Below are 16,103 nucleotides of genomic sequence, written 5' to 3' on the forward strand. Positions count from 1 at the left end.
CTGCGCAGGGGCGACAAGCCCCACCGCTCCTGCGCAGGCAGGGGCCCAGCGACTTGAGGTCGGCCTCAACGCATATGCGCATCCGGATGCTCGATGAACCACAGCCCCGCGAACAGCTTGGCATCGATCGAGAAGCCTTCCTTGGCGCGTTCGAACAGCCATTTGCCCGCCTCGGTGCGCGGCACTTCGTGAACGACGATGTTTTCCGTCTCGTCGCCGCCGCCCTCGCCGACCTTCACCAGGTCCCAGGCGCGCGCGAAGGCGATCATTTCCGTGCTCATGCCCGCCGACGAAGGGCCCTCGTGGACGAACTCCATGCGGCCGCAGGCGTAGCCGGTTTCCTCTTCCAGCTCGCGCCGCGCCGCCAGCAGCACGTCTTCGTCCTCGGAGCCGGTGATGTCGCCGACCAGGCCGGCGGGCATCTCGATGGTGTTGGCAAGGATGGAAACCCGGTACTGCTCGACGAAGACCACCTTGTCCTCCGGCGTGACGGCCAGGATGATCACCGCGCCGCGCGGGTTGTTGCGCACCGCATATTCCCAGCGCCCGCGCTTCTTCAGCGTCAGCCACTTGCCCGTGTACATCGTCTCCTCGGGCGCGGAAGCATCCTCGGGAACGGGCGAGGCGTGCGGCAACGGGCTTGTATGCATGGGCTGCTCCTTGGCGGCGACGGCGAAGTATCCCTTCAAGAGTATCGCGGCCTTGTGACGTTGGTGCACGCCATGTAGGAGCGCGCCCTGCGCGCGACAGGTTTTGAGGCCGTGCCCCGGATATGGCGCGTCAGCTTGGAGGCAGCCGCGAAAACCTGTCGCGCGCAGGGCGCGCTCCTACATGGTGAAAGAGTCAGATCAGGGCTTTGAGGCGGGTGCGGGTCAGCGGTCCGAAGCGGATGCGCTCGCACAGGTCGTCGACGGCGCTCGCATCGCCCGCGCGCCGGCTCAGTGCATCGGCGGTCTCGGCGACCGCGATGTCCAGGGCGATGCGGGTCAGCCGCCGGCACAGCAGGGCCTGCTCCGCGTGCTCGCGCAGCCGTGCGGCGCAGGCGGCCGCACCGCGGATGCGCAGGTAGGGCACCTCGTCGACGCGCTCGAGGATGTTGTCGAGGCTGCCGAAGTGCGCGAGCAAGGCCGCGGCCGTCTTGGCGCCGATGCCAGGCACGCCGGGAATGTTGTCCACGGCGTCGCCACACAGCGCGAGGTAGTCGGCCACCTGGTGCGGGTGCACGCCCATGCGCTCGAACACGCCTGCCGCGCCCCAGCGCACGTTCTTCGCGAAGTCCCACTGTTCGTCGGATTCGCCGAGCAGCTGGCCGAAGTCCTTGTCCGCGGAAACGATCACGCCGCGGAAACCATGCGAACGCAGGCCCCACAATGCGCTGCCGATGAGATCGTCGGCTTCGTACTGGTGGTCGTTCAGCACGGTGAGGCCGAGCGCGGCCGCCATCTCGCGGCACAGCGCGAACTGGCGCACGAGCTGTGGCGGCGGCAGCTCGCGGTTGGCCTTGTAAGCGGGATAGATGGCGTTGCGGAACGAGGTGGTGAGCGAGGCGTCGAAGGCTACCGCGATGTGTTCCGCGCGGCTGCGCTCGAGCAGTTCGCAGAGAAAGCGCGTGAAGCCGTGAACCGCGTTGACCGGCTCGCCATCGTGGTCGTGGAACTCGTCCGGCATGGAATGCCACGCGCGGAATACGTACAGGCTGCCGTCCACCAGGTGGACGAGGGAATCTCCACTCACGGCGTCCACACGCTCACGATGTCGCCGTAAGAAGGGCGGTCACGCTCCGGAGCTTCCATCGCCGGCGTGCCCACGTGGATGAAGCCGACGACATGCTCGTGTTTCTTCATGCCGAGCAGCTTCGCCACGTCGCGGTCGTAGGCCGCCCAACCCGTGAGCCATTGTGCGCCGAAGCCGAGGGCCTGGGCGCCGAGCAGCAGATTGTAGGCGACGCAGCCGGCGGCAAGCGTCTGCTCGATTTCGGGCACCTTGCTCTCGTCGTCGATCTTCGCGGAGACGACGAGCACGAGTGGCGCATGCTCGTAGCGGTGCCGCTCTTTCTCGCGCTTGGCTTCGGAGAGGTCGGGATTCGCTTCTTCCGCGATCCTGGCGACCGTCCGGCCGAAGGCGAGCTTCGCCTCGCCGCGGAGGATGCGGATGCGGAAGGGCGCGAGCTTGCCGTGGTCTGGCACGCGCAGCGCGGCCTCGATCAGGCGGTGCAGGGTGGCGTCGTCGGGCGCGGGTTCGCCGAGCTGGCGCGAAGGCACGGAGCGGCGGGCGTTGAGAAAGGCGAGATCGGTCATCCCGCCAGTTTACCGGACCGTGTAGGAGCGCGCCTTGCGCGCGACATTTTTTGAGGCCCGGAGCAACAGGGCCTGTAGCTCTTCGCGAAAACATGTCGCGCGCAAGGCGCGCTCCTACACGGCGTGGAACGCCTCAGGGGTGTCCCTGGCGGCGGTCGTCCGGCGGAGGCGGGAGCGCGTCGTTCGGGCCGAGATGATCGACGGCGTCGCGGCGCTGCTCGGGCGACTGGCTTTCCCATTTGTCCATCAGCGCCTGGCGCTGGGCTGGGGGCAGGTTGCGGAAGCGCTCGAACGCATCGTGCAGCCTGGCGCGCTGTTCCGGCGAGAGGTCCTGGAACTTCTGCCGGTTGCGGCGCGCTTCGGCGCGCTCCTCGGGCGTCATGTGCTGCCAGCGCTCGATGCGCTCGCGGATTTCCGCGCGGCGCTCGGGGGGCAGGCCGCGCCAGCGCTGGGCCTTGTCCAGCATCTTCGACTGGCGCTCGGGTGGGAACGTGTCCCAGTCGTGCGCGAGCGGCGCGAGGATGTCCTTCTCGTCGGGCGTCAGCGCCTTCCACGGGCGCGGCGGCGGCATCGGCGCCTGCTGTCCAGGGGGCGGCGGACGGTCCTGCGCCGGCGCGGCAAGCGGCGCCGTCAGGGCAAGCAACAGGGCGAGGGCGAGCGGAGCGCGGCGCATGGCGGTCACTTGCGGGAAGAGGACGGGGTGTCGTTGTAGGCCAGCCAGCTATAGAACTGGAGGTCCTTGTAGAGGGCCGGATCGGCGCTGTCCGCGTCCGGCGGCAGGTCGTTCGGATCGTTGTCGCCCGGCTGCGCGACCATGGCCGGTGCGGGCGGGCCGCCGCCCGGCTGCCAGACGGTCAGCGTGGCCAGGGCCAGCACCGCGAAAGCGCCGGCCGGCAGCAGCAGGCGCCGCGCCGTGGAATGGAGCGGCCGGGCCAGCGCCGTACGCCGCGCGGCCCGCAGGCGGCCGGCGGTGGCCGGATCAACGTCCCGGCTGGCGCGCAGGTACAGGTCCCTGGCGCGGCGTTCGAGTTCCCGATCATGCTGGCTCATCGCCATGCCTCCAGTTGATCGCGCAGCGCATGCATCGCGCGCGAAAGATGGGTCTTCACACTGCCGTCGGAGCAGCCCATGGCCGCTGCCGTCTCGGCGACGTCCAGGCCTTCCATGATGCGAAGCGTGAATGCCTCGCGCTGACGCCGCGGCAGATTGCGCAGGGCCGCGACGATGTCCGCATAGGCCTGCGAATCCTGCAGCCGCGCCGAGGGATCCGGGCTGTCGTCGGCGGGCTCCCACTGGGGAAGCTCGTCGCCATCGTCGTCCTTGCCGCCGCCCAGCCAGCCCACCACGATCGAGCGCACCTTGCGGCGGCGCTGCAGGTCGACGATGCGCCGGCGCAGGATGCCCCAGAACAGCGGCGTCCATTCACCGGCCGGCTTGTCGCCGTAGTGGTGGACAAGCCTCAGCATCGCGTCTTGCACGGCGTCCAGGGCATCCTCGCGGTTGCCCAGGTGGATCTCTGCCATGCGCCAGGCGCGCCGTTCGATGGCGGCCAGGAAGGCGTCCATGCTCGCCGGTACCTCGCGCAGATCCTCGAGCGATGCGCTGTCGAGCGCGAGCGAGGCGTTCACGGCCTTCTCCGCGTCGTCGGTCTCGGCATCCTCGTGCTCCATACGGCCTGGTTCACTCCCGGTAAACGCGGTCGGCGACCGCCGGTTGACTGCCCGTTCGACGCAATATCTTCCGGGCATTGATATTTATAGGTTATGAAGTCAGCGGACGCGGCCGCCACGCACTCTGAGAGGCCAGGCGATCAGCGCGGCCAGGGCCGCTCCGCTCAGGGCGAGCGCCACGTCGCCCGGCCCCTGGGACAGGCGGGCCAGTTCGATGAGCATCGACGGCCCGGCATCGCCCATGGCCTGGGCCAGCCCGATACCCATCATTCCTGAAATTTCTGCCGCCGCGACCAGGCAGGCGGTATAGGCGGACGCCAGCAGGGTGGCGCCGGCCGCCAGCACGGCGCCGGCGACGCCTTGAAAGTGCAGCCAGCGGCGCACCACCACCCCCAGCACCCAGCCCGCTGGCAGGACGAGGGCCGGCAGGGCGCGGCCGAACATCATCGACGGCAGCATCCACACCGCGCCTACGGCGAGGCCGAACATGGCGGCGCAGAGCACACCGAAGAGGAAGCCGGGGATCCGGAAACGCTCGGTCGGGGGAGGTCGGTTCGGATCGGGCATCGGGTCTTGGAGACGGCAAAGCGGCCATGATAGCCGTCTTCCCATAGCAGTTGATCGAAGCGTCGACAGCCCCGACTTAAAGGGCCGTGGGGCATAATCAACGACTTTGCGGCCGCGCCCCCGGCCCTCACAGGACAGTAATGAGCGGTTTCAGCCTCAGCAGCGAACCCTTCACCCTCGAGCGCGACTGCCAGGCGGTCATGGTGCCGCAGGGCGAGACGGTCACGCTCCCGGCCGGGCAGATCGGCTACATCACCCAGGCCCTGGGTGGCAGCTTCACCGTGTACGTGGAAGGCAACCTGTTCCGCATCGCGGGAAACGATGCCGACGCCCTGGGCAAGGAACCGCCGAAACCGATCGAGCTCCAGGACGACGCCTCCGACGAAGAGGTCGAGAAACTCGTTTGGCAGCAGCTGCGTACCTGCTTCGATCCGGAAATCCCCATCAACGTGGTGGAACTGGGGCTCGTCTACGACGTGAGCCTTGAAACCGGCGAAGACGGGGGCCGCAAGGTCTACGTCAAGATGACCCTCACCGCCCCCGGCTGCGGCATGGGCGACATCCTCGTGGATGACGTGCGCACCAAGCTCGAAATCATCCCTACGGTGATGGAAGCCGATGTCGACCTCGTCTTCGATCCGCCGTGGAACCACTCGATGATGTCCGACGCGGCGAAGCTAGAGACCGGGATGCTCTGAACCCGGAACGATGCTGACTTCGAGCGAGGCGTCGTAGGCGGCGACGGCCCTGATGCTCGCCGGGGAACACAGGCAGGCCGGCACTTCCTGCCCATACATGCGCACATGCAGGCCAAAGTGAGCGTCGAGCTCGAGCGAACGGACCGCATGGACGATCTCGTCGCGACAAGGTGCCAGCGCAGCAAGTAACTCCGATAGCGGACCGTCCAGCATGTAGGTGCGTTGCCAGGGCAGCTCGACGCACCAGCCGTTCGCGCGCCGTTGCAGTTCCGACGAGGCGATGCTTTCCCCCTTCTGCCATGTGCTCGCCCCGGGCAGCGCGATCTCCGTCAGCAGGCGGTCCAGCGTGTGCCGTTCCGAGGTGAGCCGAAAGGCGGCACGGACCGACGGCGTGAATCGCCGGAGGTCGGAATCGATATCGGAGGGCACGCTCATCCGCTGTCCTTTCGCAGGTTCATGTGGGTCTTGGCGTGCGTAGCATCGCGTTTTTCCCCGGCCTAGGGAAATCCCTAGGTAGTCGACCGCCAGATCTTGCGATAGGTTGACTGCGACTTTTCGTAGGGGCGAAAGGTCACAACGGGCATCGCGCTACGGCGCGTACTTCATATCGTTCGGAATGTGGTCCTCACGGCCGCAATGGCTTCGTGCGGCCCATTCCCGGAGGAGGAACGTAATGGCAAGTCATGTTCGCTTGAAACTCCTGGCCGCTTCGCTGGCCATCGTCGCCGCATCCACGGCGGGCGCGGCCACCCAGCAGGCCCTGCGGGCGCAGAACCTGGGCGCCACGCCGGCCCCGCAACTCGTCACGCGGCTCGGCCTCGGCGCCGACTACGGCTTCGTCGCGAGGAGCTCGGCCGCCACGGTGCATGGAACAAGCACGGTGCGCATGCAGCAGACCTACAAGGGCGTGCCGGTTTTTGGCCACAGCATCGCGGTGGAGCAGGATGCGCAGGGGAATGCGCTGGTCGCCAGTGGCGTGGTTTCGGCCGACCTGCAGGTGGATATTCCCTCGGTGACGCCGCGCTTCGACAAGAGCCAGGCGGTGGCGCTGCTGGTCAAGCAGTCCAGTTCGTTCGTCAGCGGACTGAACCGGCCCGAGAGCAGCAAGGCCGAGTTGTTCATTTATCCGCAGGAAGGCGCCCCGGCACGCCTCGTCTACCTCACTTCCTTCTTCTCCGGCGGTGAGCACCCGAGCCGGCCGACGGCGATCATCGACGCCAACACCGGGCAGATCATCGAGCAGTGGGACGGTCTTGCCTACGCCAATGCCACCGGTCCGGGCGGCAACCAGAAGACGGGCCAGTACACCTGGGGCGCGAACGGGCTGCCCTACCTCAACGTGACCCAGTCGGGCAGCACCTGCACGATGCAGAACACCTACGTGCGCACGTACAACATGAACCACGCGACCTCGGGTAGCGGCACGCTGTGGAGCTTCACCTGTCCGACCTCGAACGGTTCCCCCGCCAACGGCGCTTATGGCCCGATCAACGATGCCCACCACTTCGGTGGCGTGGTGCACGATATGTACCAGGCCTACATGAATGTGCCGCCGCTGGACAACAACCAGGTGCTGATCATGAAGGTGCACTACGGCACCAACTATGAGAATGCCTTCTGGGACGGCAGCTCGATGACCTTCGGCGACGGTGCCAGCACCTTCTACCCGCTGGTATCGCTGGACGTGACCTCGCACGAGATCAGCCATGGCTTCACCGAACAGAATTCGAACCTCACCTACAGCGGCCAGTCGGGCGGCATGAACGAGGCTTTCTCGGACATGGCAGGCGAGACCGCCGAGTTCTACGATCGTAACGGTGCGAACGACTGGCTCGTGGGTGCTGAGATCTTCAAGGGCAACGGTGCGCTGCGCTACATGTGCAATCCGACCCAGGACGGCATCTCGATCGACAACGCGGCCGACTACTACAACGGCCTCGACGTGCATTACTCCTCGGGCGTGTACAACAAGGCGTTCTGCCTGCTGGCGCAGAAGAGCGGCTGGAACACGCAGAAGGCGTTCCAGGCCTTCGCCCGTGCCAACCAGCTGTACTGGCAGCCGAACTCCACGTTCGTCAGCGGTGCCTGCGACGTCGCGGATGCGGCCGACGACCTGGGCTTCAGCACGGCCGATGTCGTGTCCGCGTTCAGCGGCGTGGGCGTGAGCTGCTCGGGCGGCGGCGGTGGCACCGTGTTGCTGAACCAGACGAACCTGTCGGGCAGCAGCGGCTCCACCAAGAACTACTCCGTCTCCGCGGCAGCCGGCACCCTGACGGTCACCATCAACGGCGGAACCGGCGATGCCGACCTCTACGTGCGTCGCGGCGCCGTGCCGACCACGACGACTTACACCTGCCGTCCCTACCTTTCCGGCAACAACGAGACCTGCACCATCAGCGTCTCCAGTGCGGCCACGTACTACATCCAGGTTCGGGGCTATTCGAGCTATTCGGGTGTGACGCTGAAGGCCGTGCAGTAACGCTACGAAGCTGGCGCGTGACAGGAAGGCCCGGGCGGCGACGTCCGGGCCTTCTTCGTTCGACACCGGAGAAGGCATGGCGAAAACCTGAAGCGATCGATGTCATCGTGACGGGAGCTTCCGCAGGAATACACGGCACATTCCGACAACCTCATCCGGGCTTCGGCGCGTATTCGACCGGTATGGCGCGACCTATCGTGATGGCTCCGCGGTGCTCCGCGACATCCGAGGAACGCTCCCATGCGACCCGCATCGATCATGGCGCTCGCGTCGCTTACCCTGTCCGCGCCGGCCGCCGGCGGTTCCACCCGCTACATCGTCCACTTCGCCGACGAGGCATCGGCACGTGCCGCCCAGAGTGCATCGGCCGATACGGCCGGCCGTGGCCGGGCCAGCGCGGCACGCCACCTGCGCTCGCTTGCCGCCGGCGGGGAGGTCTTCGAAATGCCGCACGGCGACGCATCGCGCCTCGCCGCGCTGCCGGGCGCGACCTCGGTGGAGGAGGACTTGCTCCTCACGCCATCGGCCATCGTGGATTCCCTATGGAAGCGCCAGTGGTACATGCACGACCGTAAGGTAGGCATCGATGCGGAGGTCGCGTGGAAATACACGCGCGGCGCGGGAGCGGTCGTCGCGGTCCTCGATACAGGCATTACCCCGCATCCCGAATTCGATGGCCAGCTGCTCCCCGGTTACGACTTCATCAGCGATGCCGGTGAGGCGCGCGATGGCGACGGCCGCGACGCGGACCCCACCGACATGGGCAACTGGACCGATCCGGGTGACTGCGCCTCGTCGCAGCCGAGGGACTCGACCTGGCACGGCACGCACGTGGCCGGACTCATTGCGGCGAGGGCGGGGAACCGGGCCGGCGTCATCGGCCTGGCGCCCGAGGCGAAGCTGATTCCCGTACGGGTCATGGGCCGGTGCGGAGGACGTACCTCCGACCTCGCCGACGCCATCGTCTGGGCCAGCGGCGGCGACGTGCCCGGCGTGCCGTCGCTGGCCCGGCGCGCCGACGTCATCAACATCAGCCTCGGCACCACGGCCGCCTGCGGTTTCGCGCTGGCGCACGCGATCGAGCAGGCTCGCTCGCGCGGCAGCGTCATCGTCACCTCGGCCGGCAACGAGCAGAAGAACGCCAACACGAATACGCCGGCAAACTGCCCGGGGGCGATCACGGTCGCCGCGCTGGGGCGGGACGGCGGCATGGCGCCGTACTCCAACTTCGGCCAGCGCGTGACCCTGGCCGCACCCGGAGGCAGCCTGGCCGAGCGTGGCGCCGACGATATCCTTTCCACGTGGGATGCCGGCAAGCGCGGCAGGGAACGTTCGGTGTTCGCCTATCGCGGCGGCACGTCGGTCGCCGCTCCGCAGGTGGCCGCGCTGGTGGCGCTGATGCGATCAGCCGACCCGGACATCACGGTGGACCAGGTGACGCAGCAACTGGTCGACAACGCGCGTCCATTGCCCGGTCCGTGCCCCAAAGGCTGCGGTGCGGGCCTGATGGATGCCGGGGCGACGGTGGATGCCGTGGTGCAGGATCGCGGCCGCTATTGAGCGGCTGCGATCAGACCGCTTCGAAGCGGTTCGCGTCGCGGTTCTTGCGCACCGTGGCAGGATCCCAGACGCGGCCGTTCATGGCGATATACACGCCGTCCGGCAACGTCTGCACGGCGCCGACGGCGCAGCCGATGTTGAACACGGCATCCGAACCCTGGAAGCGGGCCGGGTTGAGCGCGCCGGTGAGCACGATGACCTTGCCCGGGATGTCGGCGAGCACGCGCGCGGTTTCCACCATCGTGTCCGTGCCATGGGTGACCAGCACGTGCCGATGCGGCTGCGCCTCGATCGTGCTGCGGATCAGCGCACGGTCTTCGTCGGTCACGTGCAGGCTGTCCTTGCGCAGGATGGGAATCACGTCGAAACGGAACGCCACGCCCAGCTGGTGAAGGATCTCGCCGATCTGGGGGGAGCCGATCTGGTAGTCCGACTTGTCGTCGAAATACACCTTGTCGATCGTGCCGCCGGTGGTCACGATGGTCAGTTGCTGCATGGTCAGGCCTGGAGAGCGGGTGGAGCGGGCCGCCATTCTACATCCCGCGGTCCGAGGCCAGCAGGGCGTCATCTTCGTTCTCCGGCAGCGCGAGGCGGTCCAGGCCCCGCGAGAGAAAGCGCCGGCTGGCGGCCGCGGGCCGTGGATCGCCGCTGGCGGCCGCCCAGCGTGCCGACCGCAACAGCAAGGCGGCAGCCATGGTCCGGGCCAGGGTGAAGGCCAGGCCCCGCGCCGAAGCCTCCAGCGACGCGCGGTCGGCCGCGATGTCGCCTAGCAGGGATTCAGCGGCATCCAGCGTGGCGACGAGGGTGGCGCGCCCGGCGCTGCCGTCTTCCGGCACCAGTTCGTCCACCGACTGGCGGAGCGGTGCGAGGCCGGCGGAAAGCGCGCGCAGCATGTCGAGCGACAGGATGTTCGTCGTGCCTTCCCAGATCGCGTACACCTGGGCGTCGCGGAGCAGCTGCGGCAGTCCTGTGTCCTCGATATAGCCCGCGCCGCCGAAGCATTCCAGCGCCTCGGAGCAAACGCGGATGGACACCTTCGCCGTCCACAGCTTCGCCAGCGGGGTCAGCAGGCGAAGCAGGGCGGCCTCGTGCACCACGCTTTCGCCGTGTTCTACGCGGCCGAGCAACTCGGCCACGAAGAAAGTGAGCGAGAACGCGGCTTCGTATTCGGCCTGCATGTCGGCCAGGGTGCGCGCATGCAGTGGCTGCTCGATCAGGCGCGTGCCGAAGACGCGGCGCCGCGTGGCGTAGTCACGGGCGAGGGAGATGGCGCGGGCCATGCTCGCCACTGCGCAGACGGCGTTCCATGTACGGGTGACGTTGAGCATCGGCGCGATCTGGCGCACGCCGTGGTCGAGCGGCCCCACGGGCGTCGCCGGCAGGCCGTCGAGATGGATCTCCGCGGTGGGCAGCTCATGCGTGCCCAGTTTTTTCTTAAGGCGATCGATGGTGATGCTACGCCATGCGCCGTGTTCGTCCTTCGTCTCGACGTAGAACAGCGCCAGCGCGGCGGTACCGCTGCCCGCGCCCTCCGGACGTGCGAGCGCGAGCGCCGCTTCACCCACCACGGCCGAACTGAACCACTTGCGCCCGTACAGGCGCCATTGCCCGTCCGCATCCTGGCGCGCCACCGTTTCCGTGCGTCCGACGTCCGATCCGCCCGGGGTTTCGGTCATCCATTGCCCGGATAGCCAGAACGTCGCCGGATCACGGCTGAGGAAACGCGGCAGGGCACGTTCGATGAGCGGCTTGTTGCCGGAAGCATGCAGCGCGGTGGCGGCGCCATCGGTCATCGCGAGCGGGCAGCAATAGAACTCGCTGGCGACGTGGTAGAGGTAGACGCGGGCGAATTCTTCCACGCGTGCCCACGGCGTGCCCGCGTGGCCCGCGGCCAGCACCGCGTGTTTCGTCGTGATCCCGGGGCCTTCTTCCCAGGCGGGGGTCAGGGCGATCCGGTCGACGCGGGAGCCCCAGGCATCCCATTGGGTCAACACGGGCTCGGTGCGCGGCGTGCGGCCGCGCCGCTCCCAGGCCATGACCGCGTAGTCGGCGAGTGCTTCGAGGTCCGGACGCATCGCCGCCAGCCGTTCGGCAGGCAGCGTATGCGCCAGCCAGCCGTTCAGCACGCGGTCGTCGCGGAAGGGATGCGCGAGGCGGGGTGCGTCCTGTACGAATTCCATCGTGGCGTCCTGGGCATCGGCGATGCACCTAGCCTGCCACAAACACCCTTTACCGGCGCCGGCGGACGCCTACGCCGAGGCTGCCGATCAGCAGCAGGGTCAGGGCGATTTCAATGAAAGCCAGCCAGCGGTCGCCGGTGGAGCTCCACGCTTCCGACACGCCGTGGCAGAAATAGAACAAGGCAAGGATGCCTACCCAAAGCAGGGCGCGGGTGACGTTCGGCAGTGCCAGCAGCGGCAGCAGCAGGGGTGGCACGGTGAGTGCCAGCGCTACCCACGCGGGGATCGAGACGGGTGGGTACATCGTGTACCAGAGCACCTGGACCAAGAGCAGGCCAGCCCACGCCGCCAAGCCGGTGCGCTGCACGCGGCTCACGCGGGGGTGCTCAGCCGGCGGGCGACGTCGGCCAGGCGCTTGCCCAAGGCCCGCGCCAGTTCGCGCTCGTGCTCGCTGATGCCGTTGTCGCCGCGCGAGCCCGAGACGTGGCTGGCGCCGTAGGGCGTGCCGCCCGTGAGCGTGCTGGTAAGTGCGGGCTCCGTATAGGGGATGCCCACGATCAGCATGCCGTGGTGGAGCAGGGGCAGGGCCATCGAGAGCAGGGTTGCTTCCTGGCCGCCATGCATCGTGCTGGTCGAGGTGAACAGCGCGGCGGGTTTGCCGGCGAGGGCGCCCGACGCCCATTCGGCGCCCGTAGTGTCGAGGAAGTACTTGAGGGGCGCAGCCATGTTGCCGAAGCGGGTGGGGCTTCCCATGGCCATCGCCACGCATTCGACCAGGTCGGCGCGCGTGACGTACGGGGCGCCTTCCTCAGGTTCGGGCGGCATGGCCGTTTCCGTAACGGGCGCGACCGGGGGTACCTGGCGCAACCTGGCGCGCATCCCGGGCACCTCCTCCACGCCGCGGGCGACGAAGCGAGCGAGCTGGGCCGTGTGGCCACTGCGGCTGTAGTAGAGTACGAGGACGTCGTGGGACATGGATGGGTGCCTTTGCGAAGGCGCTAGTCTCGCAGAACTGCCACGCGTTCCCAATCGTTCGGGACTTCGATGAGGATGGACATGCCGCTGCGCCTCGACCGCGACCGCGCGCTGAGCTTCACGCGTTTCACCTGGCTGCGCTTCGTCGACGACAAGTGCTTCGAGACGGCCGGTGCCCTTTCGTACACCACCCTGGTCTCGCTGGTGCCGCTCACGGTGGCGGTTTTCGCGGTCCTTTCCGCGTTTCCGGTGTTCGCAGAATGGCGCGGTTCGCTGGCGAACTACGCCTTCCAGAACTTCGTGCCGGCGACCGGCATGAAGATCCAGGAATACATGCTTGCGTTCGCCGAGAAGGCGAGCCAGCTGACCGGCATCTCCATCCTCGTCATGCTGTTCAGTGCCGTGTCGATGATGATCAGCATCGAGGACCGCCTCAACCGCATCTGGCGTGTGCGCAAGCCGCGTGGCTGGACGTCGCGCCTGTTGCTCTACTGGGCCGCGCTGACCCTCGGTCCCGTCCTCATCGTGGGTGGCCTCGCCTTGTCTTCGTACATCGCCGCCTTTCCGCTGCTGCACCAGGCGGCCGACCAGCTCGCCACGCAGAGCCGCCTGCTCAACCTGGCGCCGTTCGTCATCACCTTCGTCACCCTGATGCTCATGTACACCATGGTGCCGAACCGGCGCATCTCGTGGCGGCACGCGGCGATCGGCGCGTTGCTGGGCGCCATCCTTTTCGAACTCGCCCGCTGGGGCTTCGCCGAGTTCATCCGCAACTCGCCGAACTACGAAGAAATCTACGGCGCGCTCGCGGCCATCCCGATCTTCCTCCTGTGGATCTACCTGTCCTGGATCATCGTGATCCTGGGCGCTTCGATCGCCGCGTCCATTTCGGCGTTCGAGTACACCGTGCCGCAGGAAGCCTTGCCCGAAGGTGCGGAGTTCATCGGCCTGCTCGTGGTGCTGCAGCACTTCGTCGATGCGCAGCGCACCGGCGACAGCGTGGATCCCGCCACCATCCGCCTGCGCGAGCCCTATCTCCCGACAAGCGTCATCGCATGTTATTTCGACGACCTGCAGCGGGCCGACATGATCCAGCGCTGCGAGAGCGGCGGATGGATGCTCAGCCGCAGTCTCGACGCCACTGAACTCCTGCGGGTGTACCGTTGCACGCAATACCGTCTTCCGCTGCATCCGCGCGAGCAGGTGCGGCGGCTGGACATCCAACTTCCACCGGAGCTGCTCGGCTTGCTGGATAATCTGGCCGAAGCGCTCGACGCCACCCTCGGCGCGCGCCTCGACAAGCTGTTCCCGCCCCCGCCAGTCCCCGTCCCCACCGAGGATAGTCCCGCATGATCGCCCGTCTGCTCGCCGTCGCCGCCCTGGCCGTCTCCCTGCCCGCGGTCGCCGCCACCGCTGCGAAGCCCGAACTCAAGGTCACCACGCTCGACGGTAAGCCGTTCGACCTCGCCGCGCAGCGCGGCAAATGGGTGATCGTCAATTACTGGGCCACCTGGTGCGTGCCCTGCATCAAGGAGATGCCGGATATCTCCGCCTTCGTGACGAGCCGCAAGGACGTCGCCGCCATCGGCCTCGCCTTCGAGGACACGGAGAAGAAGGACATCCAGGCCTTCGTGGGCAAGCACCCGGTGACGTATCCCATCGCGCAGGTGGACGTCACCGAGCCGCCGAAGGACTTCGACGCGCCGGCGGGCCTGCCCACCACCTATCTCGTCGCACCGGACGGCCACGTGGCCCATCGCTTCGTCGGGCCGGTGGATGCCGCGAAACTCAGCGCGGCGATAGCCAAGGGGCAATGACATGCAAGCCGCGCGGTTCGTCGCGAGGGGCAAGGTGCAGGGCGTATTCTTTCGCGCTTCCACGCGCGACCAGGCCGTCGCCCTGAAACTCACCGGGCACGCCAGGAACCTCGCCGACGGCAGCGTCGAAGTGGTGGTTTACGGCGACCCCACAGCGATCGACCGCATGGAGACCTGGCTGCACGATGGTCCGGCGCTGGCCGAGGTCGACGAGCTTTACCGCGAAGCTATCGGCGCGCACGGCGCGCCGGCGGATTTCCGCGTCCTCTAATCGGTGGGCCCGCTGGCATTCGCCGGGCGGGCCACAAGCGTCGCGGGAATCTTCGCCCCGTCGGACAGGGTGAAAGTCACCGTCACTTTGTCGCCCGGGTTCACCGGGTGCTTAGGCTGCATCAACATTACGTGGTAGCCGCCGGGCGTGAAGGCGAGCTTGCCCTTCGCGGGCAAGGCCACGCTGTCCACCATCTCCATGCGGCCCATGCCGCCTTCCGTGCTGCTGCGATGGATCATGGTGCTGGCGTAGTCCGGGCTTTCCGCGCCCACGACGGCCAGGGCGCGATCGGAGCGGTTCTCTAGGGTGAGGTAGCCGCCGGCAGGCAGGCCACCCGGCAATACGCGTACCCAACCGTCCTTCACGGCGACGTTCGCGGCATCCGATGCGCCCGCGGTGCCGGAAACGAGGAGGAGGGCCAGAGCGAGGGAACGGATCATGGGCGTGCCTCCAGCGAAGTGAGCAGGTGCAGGTCGTGGACGATGTCGTCCTGCGACGCGGACGGCGTGGCGAGTAGGCGGGCCTTGCCGTTGGCGTCGAAGAAGTAGATGGCCGAGCTGTGGCTGACTTCGTAATTGCCGTCGCCGCGATCCGGCTCGCGGGTGAAGGCGGACCGATAGCGCTTGGCCAGGGCTTCGACGGCCGCGTTCGATCCGACCAGGCCCACGGCGCGCTTGTCGAAGGCGTTGACGTAGGCGTGCATCACGGCCGGCGTGTCGCGCGCGGGATCGACGCTGACGAAGAGGATGCGCACGTTGTCGGCGGGCGGTCCCAGGCGATCCAGGACTACATGCAACTGGGTGAGGGTGAGCGGGCAGACGTCCGGGCAATGGGTGTAGCCGAAGTACATGAGCACCACCTTGCCCTTGTAATCCGCACCGGTGACTGTCTTGCCGTTGTCGTCGGTGAGCTTGAAGTCGAGGTCGGGAAGATGGCCCGACACATCGTTGAGCCGCCATTCCGGCTGCGGTTCGCGCTGGCAGGCGGCCAGCGACGCCATGGCGAGGATGGCGAACAGGACCACGAAGGCCCGGCGGCAGGTGGATGGCTTCATGCGACGCTCCGCGAGATATCCTGCGCAGGATACGCCACACGTGCCGGCGCGCAGGCACGCCTTTTGAGGAATTCCCGCGCATGCGACAACCTGTCAGCAAGAGCGCTGCGCTTCTCGTCGGCGTGGCCGGCGCCTCGGCGGTGATCTTCGGCGCATTCGGCGCGCATGCCTTGCGCGGCACGCTCGATGCCGCCGCGCTGGGCACATGGCATACCGGCGTGGAGTACCACTTCTGGCATGCGCTCGCGCTGTTCGTGGCGGTCGCCGGACTGCCGGAAGGGCGGGCGCGCAAGCTCGCCATAGGCCTGTTCGCCACGGGGATCGTGCTGTTCTCGGGAAGCCTCTACGCGCTGGCGCTTGGCGCGCCGCGCATCGTCGGCGTCATCACGCCCGTGGGCGGCGTGGCATTCATCGCAGGATGGCTGGCCCTCATATCCGCACTCCGCACCAAGCCACCAATGTAGGAGCGCGCCTGCGCGCGACATCTTTTGAGGCCGACCCTAGGAGCTGGCGCACCGACGTGTGGGTACTCAAA

General features: G+C 67.6%; 21 protein-coding genes. 7 read left to right on the forward strand and 14 right to left on the reverse strand.

What is annotated here, in order from left to right:
• Positions 1-65: 65 nt before the first annotated feature.
• The 7 genes from ACR9ZH_RS15225 to ACR9ZH_RS15255 all read right to left on the reverse strand — a co-directional run bounded on the left by ACR9ZH_RS15225 (position 66) and on the right by ACR9ZH_RS15255 (position 4,534).
• Positions 66-650 carry an NUDIX hydrolase gene (locus ACR9ZH_RS15225; protein WP_481291605.1) on the reverse strand — a complete coding sequence of 195 codons (585 nt, stop codon included), beginning with the start codon at positions 648-650 and terminating at the stop codon, positions 66-68.
• Between the two features lie 193 nt (positions 651-843).
• A complete protein-coding gene (locus ACR9ZH_RS15230; RefSeq protein WP_481291606.1) occupies positions 844-1,743 on the reverse strand; it encodes a 5'-3' exonuclease in 900 nt (299 codons plus the stop codon).
• The gene (locus tag ACR9ZH_RS15235) at positions 1,731-2,297 is read right to left on the reverse strand and encodes a nitroreductase family protein (RefSeq protein WP_481291607.1); all 567 of its coding nucleotides are present in this window, start codon (positions 2,295-2,297) and stop codon (positions 1,731-1,733) included. Before ACR9ZH_RS15235 ends, ACR9ZH_RS15230 begins: the two co-directional genes overlap by 13 nt.
• 133 nt (positions 2,298-2,430) lie before the next feature.
• Complete coding sequence (locus ACR9ZH_RS15240; protein ID WP_481291608.1) at positions 2,431-2,970, reverse strand: DUF3106 domain-containing protein; 540 nt, start codon at positions 2,968-2,970, stop codon at positions 2,431-2,433.
• Between the two features lie 5 nt (positions 2,971-2,975).
• Positions 2,976-3,347 (reverse strand): hypothetical protein, encoded by a 372-nt coding sequence (locus tag ACR9ZH_RS15245; protein ID WP_481291609.1) that lies wholly within the window; start codon positions 3,345-3,347, stop codon positions 2,976-2,978.
• Positions 3,344-3,967 (reverse strand): RNA polymerase sigma factor, encoded by a 624-nt coding sequence (locus ACR9ZH_RS15250; RefSeq protein WP_481291610.1) that lies wholly within the window; start codon positions 3,965-3,967, stop codon positions 3,344-3,346. The genes ACR9ZH_RS15245 and ACR9ZH_RS15250 overlap by 4 nt, the downstream gene beginning before the upstream one ends.
• A gap of 99 nt (positions 3,968-4,066) precedes the next feature.
• Positions 4,067-4,534 (reverse strand): hypothetical protein, encoded by a 468-nt coding sequence (locus ACR9ZH_RS15255; RefSeq protein ID WP_481291611.1) that lies wholly within the window; start codon positions 4,532-4,534, stop codon positions 4,067-4,069.
• 140 nt (positions 4,535-4,674) lie between these two features.
• Here ACR9ZH_RS15255 and sufT point away from each other — a divergent pair, with 140 nt between their 5' ends.
• Positions 4,675-5,232, forward strand: a complete 558-nt coding sequence (gene sufT, locus ACR9ZH_RS15260) for a putative Fe-S cluster assembly protein SufT (RefSeq protein WP_481291612.1) — start codon at positions 4,675-4,677, stop codon at positions 5,230-5,232.
• Here sufT and ACR9ZH_RS15265 read toward each other — a convergent pair.
• The gene (locus tag ACR9ZH_RS15265) at positions 5,212-5,667 is read right to left on the reverse strand and encodes a DUF4279 domain-containing protein (protein WP_481291613.1); all 456 of its coding nucleotides are present in this window, start codon (positions 5,665-5,667) and stop codon (positions 5,212-5,214) included. The genes sufT and ACR9ZH_RS15265 overlap by 21 nt on opposite strands.
• A gap of 238 nt (positions 5,668-5,905) precedes the next feature.
• On the opposite strand from ACR9ZH_RS15265, the gene ACR9ZH_RS15270 reads away from it, so the two are divergent.
• Together ACR9ZH_RS15270 and ACR9ZH_RS15275 are read left to right on the forward strand one after the other, a co-directional pair.
• Positions 5,906-7,711: a M4 family metallopeptidase gene (locus ACR9ZH_RS15270; RefSeq protein WP_481291614.1), complete on the forward strand. Its 1,806-nt coding sequence runs from the start codon at positions 5,906-5,908 to the stop codon at positions 7,709-7,711.
• Positions 7,712-7,951: 240 nt separating this feature from the next.
• A complete protein-coding gene (locus tag ACR9ZH_RS15275; RefSeq protein ID WP_481291615.1) occupies positions 7,952-9,271 on the forward strand; it encodes a S8 family peptidase in 1,320 nt (439 codons plus the stop codon).
• A 10-nt stretch (positions 9,272-9,281) separates the two neighbouring features.
• On the opposite strand, the gene ACR9ZH_RS15280 is transcribed toward ACR9ZH_RS15275, so the two are convergent.
• Genes ACR9ZH_RS15280 through wrbA form a run of 4 tightly spaced genes read right to left on the reverse strand, consistent with a single transcriptional unit; the run spans position 9,282 to position 12,426 of the window.
• Positions 9,282-9,767 carry an asparaginase domain-containing protein gene (locus ACR9ZH_RS15280; RefSeq protein ID WP_481291616.1) on the reverse strand — a complete coding sequence of 162 codons (486 nt, stop codon included), beginning with the start codon at positions 9,765-9,767 and terminating at the stop codon, positions 9,282-9,284.
• 37 nt (positions 9,768-9,804) lie between these two features.
• Positions 9,805-11,451 carry an acyl-CoA dehydrogenase family protein gene (locus ACR9ZH_RS15285; protein WP_481291617.1) on the reverse strand — a complete coding sequence of 549 codons (1,647 nt, stop codon included), beginning with the start codon at positions 11,449-11,451 and terminating at the stop codon, positions 9,805-9,807.
• 49 nt (positions 11,452-11,500) lie between these two features.
• Positions 11,501-11,827, reverse strand: coding sequence for a DUF2069 domain-containing protein (locus ACR9ZH_RS15290; protein ID WP_481291618.1), 327 nt, complete (start codon positions 11,825-11,827; stop codon positions 11,501-11,503).
• Entirely contained in the window at positions 11,824-12,426 is a 603-nt protein-coding gene (gene wrbA / locus ACR9ZH_RS15295; RefSeq protein WP_481291619.1) for an NAD(P)H:quinone oxidoreductase, read from the reverse strand. The genes ACR9ZH_RS15290 and wrbA overlap by 4 nt, the downstream gene beginning before the upstream one ends.
• An 81-nt stretch (positions 12,427-12,507) precedes the next feature.
• On the opposite strand from wrbA, the gene ACR9ZH_RS15300 reads away from it, so the two are divergent.
• The 3 genes from ACR9ZH_RS15300 to ACR9ZH_RS15310 are packed head-to-tail and all read left to right on the forward strand — an operon-like array spanning position 12,508 to position 14,514.
• On the forward strand, positions 12,508-13,779 hold the full coding sequence (locus ACR9ZH_RS15300) for a YihY family inner membrane protein (RefSeq protein WP_481291620.1): 1,272 nt from the start codon (positions 12,508-12,510) through the stop codon (positions 13,777-13,779).
• Entirely contained in the window at positions 13,776-14,243 is a 468-nt protein-coding gene (locus ACR9ZH_RS15305) for a TlpA family protein disulfide reductase (RefSeq protein WP_481291621.1), read from the forward strand. Before ACR9ZH_RS15300 ends, ACR9ZH_RS15305 begins: the two co-directional genes overlap by 4 nt.
• Before the next feature lies 1 nt (position 14,244).
• The gene (locus ACR9ZH_RS15310; protein WP_481291622.1) at positions 14,245-14,514 is read left to right on the forward strand and encodes an acylphosphatase; all 270 of its coding nucleotides are present in this window, start codon (positions 14,245-14,247) and stop codon (positions 14,512-14,514) included.
• On the opposite strand, the gene ACR9ZH_RS15315 is transcribed toward ACR9ZH_RS15310, so the two are convergent.
• Positions 14,511-14,954, reverse strand: a complete 444-nt coding sequence (locus tag ACR9ZH_RS15315) for a copper chaperone PCu(A)C (protein WP_481291623.1) — start codon at positions 14,952-14,954, stop codon at positions 14,511-14,513. The two genes, ACR9ZH_RS15310 and ACR9ZH_RS15315, sit on opposite strands and share 4 nt — an antisense overlap.
• A complete protein-coding gene (locus ACR9ZH_RS15320) occupies positions 14,951-15,568 on the reverse strand; it encodes an SCO family protein (protein ID WP_481291624.1) in 618 nt (205 codons plus the stop codon). Before ACR9ZH_RS15320 ends, ACR9ZH_RS15315 begins: the two co-directional genes overlap by 4 nt.
• 80 nt (positions 15,569-15,648) lie before the next feature.
• Here ACR9ZH_RS15320 and ACR9ZH_RS15325 point away from each other — a divergent pair, with 80 nt between their 5' ends.
• The gene (locus tag ACR9ZH_RS15325; protein ID WP_481291625.1) at positions 15,649-16,032 is read left to right on the forward strand and encodes a DUF423 domain-containing protein; all 384 of its coding nucleotides are present in this window, start codon (positions 15,649-15,651) and stop codon (positions 16,030-16,032) included.
• The last annotated feature ends 71 nt before the right edge of the window (positions 16,033-16,103 follow it).

This window comes from Luteibacter sp. SVR4-7G (assembly GCF_056755555.1).